Annotated in this window: 12 protein-coding genes; 9 read left to right on the top strand and 3 right to left on the bottom strand. The window is 61.5% G+C overall.

Translation table 11 applies throughout. From position 1 onward, the window contains the following. The first annotated feature begins 26 nt into the window (after window positions 1–26). The 3 genes from EC845_RS01420 (at window position 27) to EC845_RS01410 (ending at window position 1,877) form a co-directional block, all read left to right on the top strand. Window positions 27–632, top strand: a complete 606-nt coding sequence (locus EC845_RS01420) for a septation protein A (RefSeq protein ID WP_123295444.1) — start codon at window positions 27–29, stop codon at window positions 630–632. Next, a complete protein-coding gene (locus EC845_RS01415; RefSeq protein ID WP_123295443.1) occupies window positions 629–931 on the top strand; it encodes a BolA family transcriptional regulator in 303 nt (100 codons plus the stop codon). Before EC845_RS01420 ends, EC845_RS01415 begins: the two co-directional genes overlap by 4 nt. A 163-nt stretch (window positions 932–1,094) precedes the next feature. Continuing rightward, window positions 1,095–1,877, top strand: coding sequence for a peptidylprolyl isomerase (locus EC845_RS01410; protein ID WP_123295442.1), 783 nt, complete (start codon window positions 1,095–1,097; stop codon window positions 1,875–1,877). Between the two features lie 103 nt (window positions 1,878–1,980). On the opposite strand, the gene EC845_RS01405 is transcribed toward EC845_RS01410, so the two are convergent. After that, window positions 1,981–2,469 (bottom strand): calcium-binding protein, encoded by a 489-nt coding sequence (locus EC845_RS01405; RefSeq protein ID WP_148077211.1) that lies wholly within the window; start codon window positions 2,467–2,469, stop codon window positions 1,981–1,983. Window positions 2,470–2,594: 125 nt separating this feature from the next. Beyond that, the gene (locus EC845_RS22005; protein ID WP_148077210.1) at window positions 2,595–3,107 is read right to left on the bottom strand and encodes a hypothetical protein; all 513 of its coding nucleotides are present in this window, start codon (window positions 3,105–3,107) and stop codon (window positions 2,595–2,597) included. Between the two features lie 1,274 nt (window positions 3,108–4,381). Here EC845_RS22005 and EC845_RS01400 point away from each other — a divergent pair. Next, on the top strand, window positions 4,382–6,055 hold the full coding sequence (locus tag EC845_RS01400; RefSeq protein WP_123295440.1) for an L-lactate permease: 1,674 nt from the start codon (window positions 4,382–4,384) through the stop codon (window positions 6,053–6,055). A 147-nt stretch (window positions 6,056–6,202) separates the two neighbouring features. Beyond that, entirely contained in the window at window positions 6,203–6,841 is a 639-nt protein-coding gene (upp, locus tag EC845_RS01395) for a uracil phosphoribosyltransferase (protein ID WP_123295439.1), read from the top strand. Window positions 6,842–6,889: 48 nt separating this feature from the next. Here the strand turns inward: upp and EC845_RS01390 are convergent, their stop codons facing one another. Continuing rightward, window positions 6,890–7,549: an SOS response-associated peptidase family protein gene (locus EC845_RS01390; protein ID WP_123295438.1), complete on the bottom strand. Its 660-nt coding sequence runs from the start codon at window positions 7,547–7,549 to the stop codon at window positions 6,890–6,892. Between the two features lie 460 nt (window positions 7,550–8,009). Here EC845_RS01390 and lldP point away from each other — a divergent pair, with 460 nt between their 5' ends. The 4 genes from lldP (at window position 8,010) to dld (ending at window position 13,481) form a co-directional block, all read left to right on the top strand. After that, the gene (gene lldP, locus EC845_RS01385; protein WP_123295437.1) at window positions 8,010–9,683 is read left to right on the top strand and encodes an L-lactate permease; all 1,674 of its coding nucleotides are present in this window, start codon (window positions 8,010–8,012) and stop codon (window positions 9,681–9,683) included. A gap of 93 nt (window positions 9,684–9,776) precedes the next feature. Beyond that, complete coding sequence (lldR, locus tag EC845_RS01380; RefSeq protein WP_123295436.1) at window positions 9,777–10,544, top strand: transcriptional regulator LldR; 768 nt, start codon at window positions 9,777–9,779, stop codon at window positions 10,542–10,544. Window positions 10,545–10,548: 4 nt separating this feature from the next. Then, a complete protein-coding gene (gene lldD / locus EC845_RS01375) occupies window positions 10,549–11,694 on the top strand; it encodes an FMN-dependent L-lactate dehydrogenase LldD (protein ID WP_123295435.1) in 1,146 nt (381 codons plus the stop codon). Next, window positions 11,691–13,481 carry a D-lactate dehydrogenase gene (gene dld / locus EC845_RS01370; protein WP_123295434.1) on the top strand — a complete coding sequence of 597 codons (1,791 nt, stop codon included), beginning with the start codon at window positions 11,691–11,693 and terminating at the stop codon, window positions 13,479–13,481. Before lldD ends, dld begins: the two co-directional genes overlap by 4 nt. The last annotated feature ends 2 nt before the right edge of the window (window positions 13,482–13,483 follow it).

Below are 13,483 nucleotides of genomic sequence, written 5' to 3'. Positions count from 1 at the left end.
CTTCGGAACAAGGAATAATCCCGTCCATGAAAGCCCTGCTCGACTTCGTCCCCATCCTGCTGTTCTTCGGCGCCTACAAGCTGACCGACATCTACATCGCCACCGGCGTGCTCATGGCCGCCACCTGCGTGCAGATGGCCGTGATCTATGCCATGGAGCGCAAGCTCCAGACCATGCAGAAAGCCACCCTGGTGCTGATCCTGGCGTTCGGCGCACTGACTCTGGGACTCCACGACGACCGCTTCATCAAGTGGAAACCGACCGTGCTCTACACGGCCATGGCGCTGCTGCTGCTGGGCGGCCAATGGCTGATGCGCCGCAACTTCCTGCATGTGCTGCTGGGCAAACAACTGGCGCTGCCGCCCGCCGTCTGGACCCGTCTCAATTACAGCTGGGCCCTCTACTTTTTGTTCATGGGGGCACTCAACGCCTATGTGGCCGTGGCCTACAGCACCGAAGCCTGGATGGACTTCAAGATCTGGGGTTATGTTTTCCCGATCGCCTTCATCCTGGCCCAGGGTCTGTACGTGAGCCGGCACATGAGCGGCAGCCAGGCAGAGCCCGCAGGGCATGCGCCGAGTCACCCGCCGTCGCACGATCAGGACGACAGCCAGCCCCCTCGCCAGCCATGACCCAGCAACATCCCGCCGCTGCTCCGGCCTTGCTCACCACGGCCGAGCTCGAACACCGCCTGCGTGCCGCACTGGCCCCCACCTCCCTCGAAGTCCTGGACGAAAGCGCTGCCCATGCCGGGCACGCCGGAGCCAATGCACAGGGTTGGGGAACGCATTTCCGCGTGCGCATCGCATCCCCTGAATTCGAAGGGCTGAGCCGGGTTCGGCAACATCGGCTTGTGTATGATGCCCTCGCCGATTGCCATGCCCTGGGCCTGCACGCGCTGGCCATCGAAACCGGGCCGCCCAGGCCCTGATCCGCATTCGTCGACCCTGTCCGACACTGCGAGCAGGCCGGGCATGCAACCTTTTGCGACCGGCCTGCTCTCAATGTTCAGACGTGAAGGTCACGCCAGCCCTTGAGGCGTGCCACCTGACGCTCCGATTTCAGAATAGACATCAACTTCAACGAGTATGTACATGAAAAACAAAGTCCTGAGCCTGGCCGTTGCTGCCACACTCGCCGTCACCAGCGTGGCGGCCCTGGCGCAGAATGCCGCCATCGTCAACGGCAAGCCAGTGCCCAGCTCGCGCATCGATGCGCTGATCAAGCAGTTCGAACGCTCGGGCCGTCCCGTGACGCCGGAACTGCGTGACCAGATCAAACAAGAAATCGTCATGCGCGAAGTGTTCATGCAGGCTGCGCAAGCCCAAGGCCTGGACAAGAGCGAAAACTACCGCACCCAGCTGGAACTCGCCCGCCAGGCCATCCTGATCCAGGACCTGTTTGCCCAGTACAGCGAAAAGCACCCCGTCACCGACGCCGAAGCCAAGGCCGAGTACGACAAGTACGCCGCAGCCAACGGCGGCAAGGAATACCATGCCCGCCACATCCTGGTCGAGAGCGAAGAGCAAGCCAAGTCCCTGATCGACCAGATCAAGAAGGGTGCGAAGTTCGACGAGCTGGCCCAGAAGTTCTCCAAGGACCCGGGATCGGGTGAGCGCGGCGGCGACCTCGACTGGGCTTCGCCCGACACCTACGTTCCCGAGTTCGGCCAGGCACTGACCCAGCTCACCAAGGGCCAGATGACCGAAACACCGGTCAAGACCCAGTTCGGCTTCCACATCATCCGCCTCGACGACGTGCGCGATGCCCAACTGCCCGCCTTCGAAGACGTCAAGCCGCAGGTCGTTCAGCAACTGCAGCAGCAAAAGCTGCAGGCTTACCAGAACGAACTGCGCAGCAAGGCCAAGATCCAGTAATGCGCTGACCGGCACTCTGGCTGGTGCCCGCCGCACCGGCCCGATTCGCACGCAAGACCCGCGACACGTCGACACCCGACGTCCGCGGGTTTTTTCATGGCCGTCAGACCACCTGATAGTCCAGTGCGGAGTAGGCGTGAACGGCAAGAGGCGGCAGCAGAACATAGTCCGCCATTGCAGCGACCCGGGCGTCGACTTCGTTCTGCAACACCTGACTGCCGTCGCTCAGATCGAAATCTTCCACGCGGAACGCCGATCCGCTATACCCGTTCACGACGGTCCATGTGTCGTGGGTTTCGAGAAGAGTGAGTTGGAGGTCGGTATCGTTTATCTCATGGGACCAAGACGGGGTGACAGCCAGATCATCATCGCTACCCGGCCTTTCCAGACTCACTGGATCGGCCCTGCGATCGCCAAAATAAGTGCCACTGTTGACCCCGCGATCCGGTATACGCATGTCGTTTCTTGCCTCAAACCACGAATCATCGATCCGCCGATATGCCGAAGACTCACCCAAGTCGAAATCGCCTTCATTCAGCCCATACGGGTTAGGACTAACATCATGACCACCCAATAAGAATTTCTTCGCCACCGATGTCTATACCAATTCGGGTCTGGCCACACCGCCAGAGGAAGTTTCGGGATCTATCTTATAATAATTTGCGTAATGCTTTGCTTCGCGCATATATCGACAATATAAATCATCGTCTTCCTTCATCAAAATTCTCCTAGAATAAAATAAAATCTACCGAACAACTTAATTTTCGTGATCGCGGCGCGACTCAGATCGGCGCAGTAGACGGGCTTGAAGTTCTTCGGCAACATTGCTCGACCATAAACCCCGATGTTGTGTGACCCCAATACATCTGAGCGCAGCGACACATCGAATCGAGACAGGTTGACTCCTTCCGTTGTCACAGCAGCCAATGACCATTCATGCTCGTACCCCTTGTAATCTATTGAATCAAGATATAAATTAATTTGATGGGCGCCCAACATATCTTCATTGACTTCAGTCTGATATGTAAACAAGACACACACCGTCCCATGCGAAGCTTTAGACCACTGAGCCAACTCAACGATCTGCCCCAATTCAACCGAATTTTCGAGGCGCTTTTGCCCTATCCAAGCCTCATTGCCAATCGCATGCCATGAGCAGCTCAGAGTCAACGCGACCCAAGACACCCCTATCAATAAAATCTTTCTCCGAGAACTCAGAAAACTCAACATGATGTTTAAGCCCAGTTTAATTGACGGTTAAAAAATCACTCACCACACGACATGGAAAACATCGCAGACTCATCGTCATACTGGACCTACGCTCCACAAACCAGTCGCAACCGTCATTGACACATCAGAAAGTCAACGCGGAAATTTCAGAAGCAAACCTCCCCAGATCGCGCCAAACCTTAAGCGGCGACATTCACCGGTTCCTGGCGTTTTTTTTGCGTCGAGATTGAATCCATGACTTAAATAGCCTACACAGGGAATCCCGCTCACACCGCGGCTGCAACACCAACCATGCATTCACAGGTTAAATCTCAAGATTCCATGCAGGCCCATTAAAACCATCAAGTACTCTGGCCGATTACCCGAGAATCCAAGCCCATCAAAACAATACACATCAATACATATTCAAAACGCACCATCCATGCACAACCTCAATCTTTCCTCGCCTAAACTCAACTCGAACAGCTACACCATAATCAGAGAAAAGCGTAAAATTTGATCGATGCGCATACCGAGCCATCACAACGCTAGAGCCACAACCCGAACAAACACTCATCGATCAATAAGCACTCGCCACATACCATCCATTAACAACAGCCACCCTACCCTCTCGAAAACCAACATCAACGATCACACCGTAATCATAGAAAAATGTAAACGGCAATCTGTGATTAAACCAAACAACAATCATTTAATACACGCATTCATCGATCGATCAGTTATTGAAAACCCACTCACAAAACGCCTTTCATGAAAAAACTCCCCAACCATCCGCATATCGGACCTGGATAAATTCAACCTCGATCTCCGCCAACTTTAAATTGTGAGTCAACAAATACCGAATCAAGGACCTGATCTCGGCGCCATTGCAAGCAAAGTTCCAAACGACACCCCAGCACATTTCTTGCACAGCCTACGCCGCGACATTCACCGATTCCGTGCAGCTTTGCATCGAGATGTAATCCATGATTAAAACAACCAGAAAAGGGAATTCCGCCTGCTCGGCGGCAGCCAGTGCCACCCATGAAATGACTGAATGAATTTCATAGCTCCGCGCAGGCGATTCAAACCAACACGCATTTTTCATTCGGGTTTTCCGCCATCAAAAGGCTCTGGCGCAGTGCAGCATGACGCTCCTATACTCGGCAGCGAATGGCGTTGCTGTCTGTCCCGGCCATTCACGTCTGTAGGCCCGGAGTGGTCTCGCTGGCGAATACGCCAGATGATTGGCGCTGGGCTTTCCTCTGTTCACCTTGGCGATAGAAGGAAATGCGATGACATGGCAACAGGTCTACGACCCCCTGGGCAATATGGTTCTGTCCACGCTGCTGGCGGCATTGCCGGTGGTGGTCATGCTGGCGGGGCTCGGGTTTTTTCATCTCAAGGCCCATGTCGCCGCAGGCGCGGGGCTGCTGGCGGCATTTGCGGTGGCGATCTTGGCCTACAACATGCCGGCGGGCATGGCGGGCGAAGCGGCGTTGCTGGGCGGGTTGACGGGGCTGCTGCCGATCGGCTGGATCGTGCTCAACATCATCTTTCTGCACCAGCTGACCGAACAGAACGGCAGCTTCAAGGTGCTGCAGGATTCCATCGCCAGCATCACGGAAGACCGCCGGCTGCAGTTGCTGATGATCGCGTTTGCGTTCGGGGCATTCTTCGAGGGCGCAGCCGGCTTCGGCACCCCGGTGGCCGTGACGGCGGCGATTCTGATCGGGCTGGGGTTTTCGCCGCTGGCTGCGTCGGGGCTGTCGCTGATCGCCAACACGGCGCCCGTGGCCTTCGGCGCGCTGGGCACACCGGTGATCACGCTGGCCAAGGTGCACGGCTACGACTTGATGGAAGTCACGGCGATGGTGGGCCGCCAACTGCCGTTTTTCTCGGTGCTGGTGCCGTTCTGGATGATCTGGGCCTTTGCCGGCCGCAAAGGCATGATGGAGATATGGCCTGCCATTCTGGTCACCGGACTGGCTTTCGCGATTCCCCAGTACCTGGTCTCCAATTTCATCGGACCTGAGCTGGTCGACATCATCGCGGCGATCCTGTCGATGGCCGCACTGATCGCCTTTCTGAGGTACTGGCAACCGCGCAAAGTCTGGACCAGCACTTCTCTGCGAGGCGGCAAGGACACCAGCGTCAGTCCCAACCCCGTCGTGGCACCGGTGAGCCACAGCCGCGAAGCGATCGTCCGGGCCTGGACGCCCTGGGCGATTCTCACGGTCTTTGTCTTCATCTGGGGTCTGCCGCCGGTCAAGGCGTTTCTCAACAGTCTGTTCGCACCGGCATTTCCGATTCCGGGATTGCACAATCTCATCCTGAAAGTGCCGCCGGTGGTGCCGACGCCGCATCCTGAAGCGGCCATCTACACCCTGAATCTGCTGTCGGCGACGGGAACCGGCATCTTGGCTGCGGCCATCGTGGGTGGGCTGGTGATGCGTTACAACATCGTCGGTTTGCTGAGCACGTTTGCGCGCACGGTCTGGCTGGTGCGGTTTTCCCTGCTCACCATCGTGCTGATGCTGGCACTGGGCACGCTCACGCGTTATTCGGGTACCGACACCACGCTGGGGCTGGCCTTTGCCAACACAGGCATGTTCTACCCCTTCTTCGGCACGCTGATGGGCTGGCTGGGCGTGGCACTGACGGGTTCGGACACGGCATCGAACGTGCTGTTCGGCGGCATGCAAAAGGTGGCGGCGGACCAGTTGGGGCTTTCACCCAACCTCATGGGGGCGGCCAACAGTTCGGGCGGGGTCATGGGGAAGATGATCGATGCGCAGTCCATCGTGGTGGCGTCGACCGCCACGCGCTGGTTCAACCACGAGGGCGACATCCTGCGCTACGTGTTTTTCCACTCGATCGCGCTGGCCTGCCTGATGGGGATTTTTGTCACGCTGCAGGCCTATGTCTTCCCGTTCACGCTGATGGTCGTCCACCCGGGCGGTTTGTGACGGGAGGTCTGCAGGGGTGTGCGGGCGAAGCGCGGCGATTTTGCCGGATAGGCGCAACAAGCCCGCACATTCCGTGACAATAGAGTCTTTACAGTCTGGCGCGCGATTCCGGCCGGGAATTTTTGCGCGATGCAGGAAACGATCTTCATGAGTGCCAACAACAATCTCCATGTCATTACCCACCCGCTGGTCCAGCACAAGCTGACGCTGATGCGCAAGAAGGAAGCCAGCACCAACAGCTTCCGCCGCTTGCTCAACGAGCTGAGCATGCTCATGGCCTATGAAGTCACCCGCGACATGCCGACTCAGGCCATCGAAATCGAGACCCCGCTCGAGAAGATGACGGCGCAGGTCATCGACGGCAAGAAGCTGGTGTTCGCCTCGATTCTCCGCGCCGGAAACGGCATTCTCGAAGGCGTGCTGAGCGTGGTGCCGGGCGCCCGCGTGGGCCACATCGGTCTCTATCGCGACCCCAAGACGCTGGTGGCCGTGGAGTACTACTTCAAGATGCCTTCCGAAATGGAAGAGCGCGACATCATCGTGGTCGACCCGATGCTGGCCACGGGCAATTCGGCTGCGGCGGCCATCGACCGGCTCAAGGAACTGAAGCCCAAGTCGATCAAGTTCATGTGCCTGCTGGCCGCACCCGAAGGCGTGGCCACACTGCAGAAGGCGCATCCCGATGTGCCGATCTACACGGCCGCCGTCGACCGTGAACTGAGCGATCACGGCTACATCCTGCCTGGCCTGGGCGATGCAGGCGACCGGATCTTCGGCACCAAGTAAGGTGCACGGCAGCGCCGGACAGGCGCTGCGACGTCTGCGCCGCCCGCTTCAGGTTCCGGGCGTGCGCGTCAGGCTCTCGCTGACCAGCCGTTCGGCGGGATAGGGGTGCATGTAGTGATGCGATTGTTTGACCGGTGCGGTCAGCCAGTCGTCGTAGGCACCTTCCGGAACGATCACGGGCATCAGACCCGAGGGCTGCGATTCGACCGAAAACGGCAGCAGCTCGCTTCGGTCGGCCGCCAGGGACAGCGCCACGAACGAGTATTCCCAGCGCTCGTCGATCTTTTCGCCATGCCACAGGCCGGCCAGCGCGAGAGGCAGGCCATCGGCACGCCGCACGCGCTTCAGCGCCGGCCGGCCATGCGCGAACGTGCGCAAGATGATGGATTCGGCGGGAATCAGGCAATGCCGGTGCATCTGCCAGGCATCGTGGAACCGTGGATCCTCGGCCAGGCGATCCGCCTGCGCGACGCAAGGCGCAAGCTTGTGCCCGTCCATCAGATCCATCTTGTGTGTCTTCAGGCCAAAGCTGCCGGGACGGGTTTCACGGTACTTCGCCTCTTCGTCTTCGTTGGGGCCGAAGGGAACACGAATGAAAGCCGCGATGTCGCCGGGAAAGACACATTCGGGCTGATCGATGGACAGCGTGTTGCCGAACGCCGCTTGATAGCGTCCGACGTCTGAAACAGTTTCAAAGTACTTGAGCATGGGAACAACAACTCCGGGGTGCGCCGACACTATACGGGGTGCAACGCATGCTCCCCTGTCGGACAAAGACGGGCTTGACTCTGGGCGGGTGGCGTATGGGCCAATTTTCACCAAGCAAAATTGGTAATACCAATAATAGAAAATTTGCAAGAATAAACCTGCACATCTAGGGTAAACACTGTGATAACCCCGGTTTACGGGCCCAGACAATACCGTCACCCGGCGAACTGGTTTGAGTCAAACCACATTGGTACTACCAATCAAAGGAATTCGAAGACGTCGAATTCTTCGGATTCATCTCGCCGGCACGACGTTCCTGTCCCTGCCGCCAGCCCCAGCCCGTCACGGCCCCATCGGTCGAGACCGGCCCAGCCAGCCCGGCAGCGCAGGCACTGCGGCCCATTCGCGCGGTGGATCCTCCGCCTGCGCAGCTCACAACATCAAGTGGAGTTGATCGAACATGCAAACACAAGCATGGCTGCAGAACTATGACCCGGTTGGCAACATCTGGTTGTCGGCCCTGGTCGCGCTCATACCCATCGTCTTTTTTTTCCTGGCCTTGACCAAGCTGAGGCTCAAGGGTTACGTGGCGGGCACCATCACGGTGCTGCTGGCGCTGGCGGTCGCCCTGTTCTTCTACCGCATGCCCGTGACGGCCGCTCTGGCCTCCGTGGTCTATGGTTTTTTCTACGGCCTGTGGCCCATCGCGTGGATCATCGTGGCCGCCGTGTTTCTGTACAAGATATCGGTCAAGACGGGGCAGTTCGAGATCATCCGGGCATCCATCCTCTCGGTCACCCCTGACCAGCGCTTGCAGCTCATCCTGGTCGGTTTCTGTTTCGGCGCCTTTCTGGAGGGAGCAGCCGGTTTCGGCGCCCCGGTGGCCATCACGGCCGCCCTGCTGGTAGGCCTGGGCTTCAAGCCGCTGTATGCCGCCGGTCTGTGCCTGATCGCCAACACGGCACCGGTGGCTTTCGGGGCCATGGGCATTCCGATCATCGTGGCCGGACAGGTCTCGGGACTCGACCCCTTTGCCATCGGCCAGATGGCCGGGCGCCAGTTGCCGTTCATGACCATCATCGTGCTTTTCTGGATCATGGCCATCATGGACGGCTGGCGCGGCGTCAAGGAAACGTGGCCGGCCGTGGTGGTGGGCGGCGGATCGTTTGCGGTGGTGCAGTTCCTCACGGCCAACTACATCGGCCCTGAGCTGCCCGATATCACCTCGGCCCTGGTGTCCTTGGTCGCGCTGACGCTGTTTCTCAAGGTGTGGCAGCCCAAACGCATCTTCCGCTTCGAGACCGAAGGCGGTACGGCTGCACCGGCGACGACAGCCCCGCCGGCCCAGGCTATCACGTTGACGCTGGGCCGCGTGCTCAAGGCGTGGTCGCCCTTCATCGTGCTCACGGCCATGGTGACGCTCTGGAGCATCAAACCCTTCAAGGCCCTGTTCACGGCCGGCGGCGCACTGGCTTCGACCGTGATCAACATTCCCGTGCCCTTCCTTCACAACCTGGTCGAGAAGATGCCTCCTGTGGTGGCACAGGCGACGCCGTATGGCGCGGTCTATTCCTTCAACTGGCTTTCGGCCACGGGCACGGCCATCGTGATTGCCGCAGTGATCACCATTGCGTATCTCAAGATGAAGCCGGCCCACGCATTGCGCACGCTGGGCGAGACGTTCAGGGAACTGGCGCTGCCCATCTATTCCATCGGCATGGTGCTGGCCTTTGCCTTCATCGCCAACTACTCGGGGCTGTCGGCCACGCTGGCCCTGGCACTGGCTCACACGGGCAAGGCGTTCACGTTCTTCTCGCCCTTCCTGGGCTGGATAGGCGTCTTCCTGACCGGCTCCGACACCTCGGCCAATGCCTTGTTCGGGGCGTTGCAGGCGACCACGGCGCAGCAGTTGGGCTTGCCCCAGGTGCTGATGGTGGCGGCCAACACCACGGGCGGCGTGACGGGCAAGATGATTTCGCCGCAATCCATCGCCATTGCCTGCGCGGCGGTGGGGCTGGCGGGCAAGGAATCCGATCTGTTCCGCTTCACGGTCAAGCACAGCCTGATTTTCGCGGCGATGATCGGCATCATGACGACCCTGCAGGCCTATTGGCTGACGTGGATGATTCCCTGATGTCCGATCCGGAGGGGCGATTCATCCCGCCAGCGGCGACGCCCGCGAAGCCGGCCTGCCCCTTCCGAGATTGACGAAAGAAAGCCAGACACCATGCGTATTTCCGACCAAGCCGTGCACCAGTTGCTGGCGCTGATCCAAGCCGGAGGTTTCCAGGCCGGCCAGCGCCTGCCGTCCGAGCGCAGCCTGGCGGAGCAGCTCGGCGTGTCGCGTACGTCGTTGCGCGAGGCGATTCAGCAGCTCATCAGCCAGGGCGTTCTGTCGAGCCGCGTGGGGGCCGGCACCTTCGTGCAGTCGCCGGCAAACCACTGGCCCCAGCGCTCGGTCGAGCCGCTGGCAGCCCTGATCCTGTCCGATCCGCAGTACCGCTACGACGTGCTCGAGGCCCGGGTGGCGCTCGAGACATCGACCACCTGGCACGCCGCACTGCGCGCCACGCCAGAGGACAAGGACAAGATCCGCCGCTGCTTCGACCTGATGGTCGAGCACCAGCAGGGCGGCGACTCCGAACGGTCGGCGCAGGCCGATGCGCAATTCCACCTGGCCATTGCAGAGGCCTCGCACAACCTGGTGCTGGTGCAGGTGATGCGCGGCCTGTTCGACCTCGTGCTCAGCACGGTGGCACAGAACCGCCGGCTGATGTTCATTCACGACAGCCCCCATACCGTGCCGCGCCTGACCGGCCAGCACGAGGCGCTGATGCAGGCGATCGTCGACGGCGACCCCGAACGCGCCCGCGCGGTGGTCGGCGAACACCTCGACTACGTGCGCGCCACCCTGATCCAGACCGACGAGGACACGGCCCGCCGCGAGCGCGCGGCCCGCCTGTCCTCGCCGCCCCATGCCCCGACGGGGCCCTGACGCCATGATCATTTCCTCTTCGACCGACTACCGCGCGGCCGCGCAAAAGCGGTTGCCGCCCTTCCTGTTCCACTACATCGACGGTGGTGCCTATGCCGAGCACACGCTGCGGCGCAATGTCGAGGACCTGGCCGGCGTGGCGCTGCGCCAGCGCGTGCTCAAGGACATGAGCCGGCTCGATACCGGGATCGAGCTGTTCGGCGAGAAGCTGGCTCTGCCGGTGGCGTTGTCGCCTGTCGGCCTGACCGGCATGTACGCCCGGCGCGGCGAGGTGCAGGCGGCTCGCGCGGCAGACCGCAAGGGCATTCCCTTCACGATGTCGAGCGTATCGGTGTGCCCGATCGAGGAAGTCGCGCCCCGCATCCAGCGTCCGATGTGGTTCCAGCTGTACGTGCTCAAGGACCGCGGTTTCATGCGGAACGCGCTCGAGCGTGCGCAGGCTGCCGGTTGCACGGCCCTGGTCTTCACGGTGGACATGCCGGTGCCCGGTGCCCGCTACCGCGACGCCCACTCGGGCATGAGCGGCCCGCATGCGGCGCTGCGCCGTTATGTGCAGGCGGCGACCCATCCCCGCTGGGCCTGGGACGTGGGCCTGCGCGGCAAGCCGCACGACCTCGGCAACATCTCGGCCTACCTGGGCAAGCCCACCGGCCTGGCCGACTACATGGGTTATCTGGGCGCGAATTTCGACCCTTCCATTTCGTGGAAGGATCTGGAATGGATACGCGATTTCTGGAAGGGTCCGATGCTGATCAAGGGCATTCTGGATGCCGACGATGCGCGCGATGCGGTGCGGTTCGGCGCCGACGGCATCATCGTCTCCAACCATGGCGGGCGGCAGCTCGACGGTGCGCTGTCGTCGGCACGCGCGCTGCCGGCGATCGCCGATGCGGTCAAGGGCCAGATCAAGATCCTCGCCGATTCGGGCGTGCGCAGCGGCCTGGATGTGGTGCGCATGATCGCCCTGGGCGCCGACGCCGCGATGATCGGCCGGGCCTACATCTATGCGCTGGCGGCCCAGGGCGAATCCGGCGTGAGCCATCTGCTCGACCTGCTGGAAAAGGAAATCCGCGTGGCGATGACGCTCACCAGCGTCAGCAGCATCGCACAGATCACCGGCGACCTGCTGGTGCGGGAGACACGGCCATGAGCACGACCCGAGACACGACACGGCCTGTCCGCACCGGCGACGCCGCCGGACGCGAAGCGGTGCTGAATCGCCTGCGCCAGGTCGTCGGCGCAGCCCATGTGCTGACGGACGATGCCCAGACGCGCCGCTTCCGCAAGGGCCATCGCACCGGGCAGGGAGAGGTGCTGGCCGTGGTGAGGCCCGGCACGCTGCTCGAGCAGTGGCAGGTGCTGCAGGCCGCAGTGGCGGCGGACTGCATCGTGATCATGCAGGCGGCCAACACCGGCCTGACGGGAGGCTCGACGCCCGACGGCGATGTCTACGACCGCGACGTGGTGCTGATCAACACGCTGCGCATCCCGGGCATTCAGGTGCTGGGCAAGGGCGAGCAGGTGGTCTGCCTGCCCGGGGCGACGCTGGACAGGCTGGAGCAGACGCTGGCGCCTCTGGGACGCGAGCCGCACTCGGTGATCGGTTCGTCGTGCATCGGCGCTTCGGTGCTGGGCGGCATCTGCAACAACTCGGGCGGTGCACTGGTGCGGCGGGGCCCGGCCTACACCGAGCTCGCGCTGTACGCGCAGGTGCAGGCCGACGGCTCGCTGACACTGGTCAATCATCTGGGCATCGACCTGGGCTCGACGCCGGAAGACATCCTCACGCGCCTGCAGCTCGGGCAATACGGCGAGCAGGACGTGCGCCACGATCCCACCCGTGCGGCGGCCGATCCCCGCTATGCCGAGCATGTGCGCGACGTGGACGCCGAGACCCCTGCGCGTTTCAACGCCGACCCGTCGCGGCTGTTCGAGGCCTCGGGTTCGGCCGGCAAACTGTGCCTGTTCGCCGTGCGGCTCGACACGTTTCCGAAAGAAGCCAGCACGGTCTTCTACATCGGCAGCAACGATCCGGCCGATCTCACCACCGTGCGCCGTCACCTGCTGACGGCGCTGTCGCGCCTGCCCATCGCGGGCGAGTACATCCACCGTACCGCCTACGACATCGGCGAACGGTATGGCAAGGACACCTTCCTGCTGATCGACCGGTTCGGCACGGCTCGGGTGCCGGCCGCCTTTGCGCTGAAGAGCCGTGTCGATGCCTTCTTCGAACGGCTGGGGCTGCGGGGCGTGAGCGACCGGGTGATCCAGGCGGTGATGAACCGGCTGCCCAGCCATCTTCCGGCACGCATGCGCGAATGGCGCGACCGCTTCGAGCATCACCTGCTGGTGCGGGTGTCGGTCGACACCGCACCGGCCACTCGCGAGTTCCTGTCGGCGTTTTTCGATGGCCGTGCCAGCGGCGCTTTTTTCGAATGCGACACCGACGAGGGACGCAAGGCTTTCCTGCACCGCTTTGCGATTGCAGGGGCCGCCATCCGTTACCGGGAGGCTCACCCGAACACAGTGGGCGACATCGTGGCCCTGGATGTCGCGCTGCGGCGCAATGACCGCGAGTGGGTGGAGCAACTGCCCGCCGACCTCGAGGACGGCATCATCCACAAGCTGTACTACGGACACTTCTTCTGCCATGTCTTCCACCAGGACTACATCGTGCGCAAGGGCGTCGACCCGCTGCAGATGGAGCATGCGATGTGGACCCTGCTCGATGTGCGCCGCGCCGAATATCCGGCCGAGCACAACGTGGGCCACCTGTATGTCGCCAAGCCCTCGCTGGCCGGTTTCTACCGCCAGCTGGATCCGACCAACACCTTCAACCCGGGTATCGGGCACACCAGCCGCGAACGGGGTTGGGAGGATTGCTGTGCAGACGGGGCAAAGGGCTGGCCCCAGGGCTACCGGGAGAACGCCGGCTGAGG

Origin of the sequence: Comamonas sp. BIGb0124 (genome assembly GCF_003752175.1) — a bacterium.
In the GTDB taxonomy this organism is placed as follows: domain Bacteria; phylum Pseudomonadota; class Gammaproteobacteria; order Burkholderiales; family Burkholderiaceae_C; genus Comamonas_F.
The sequence above is the reverse complement of the archived record's forward strand: the minus strand, read 5'-3'. Positions and strand labels throughout refer to the sequence as shown.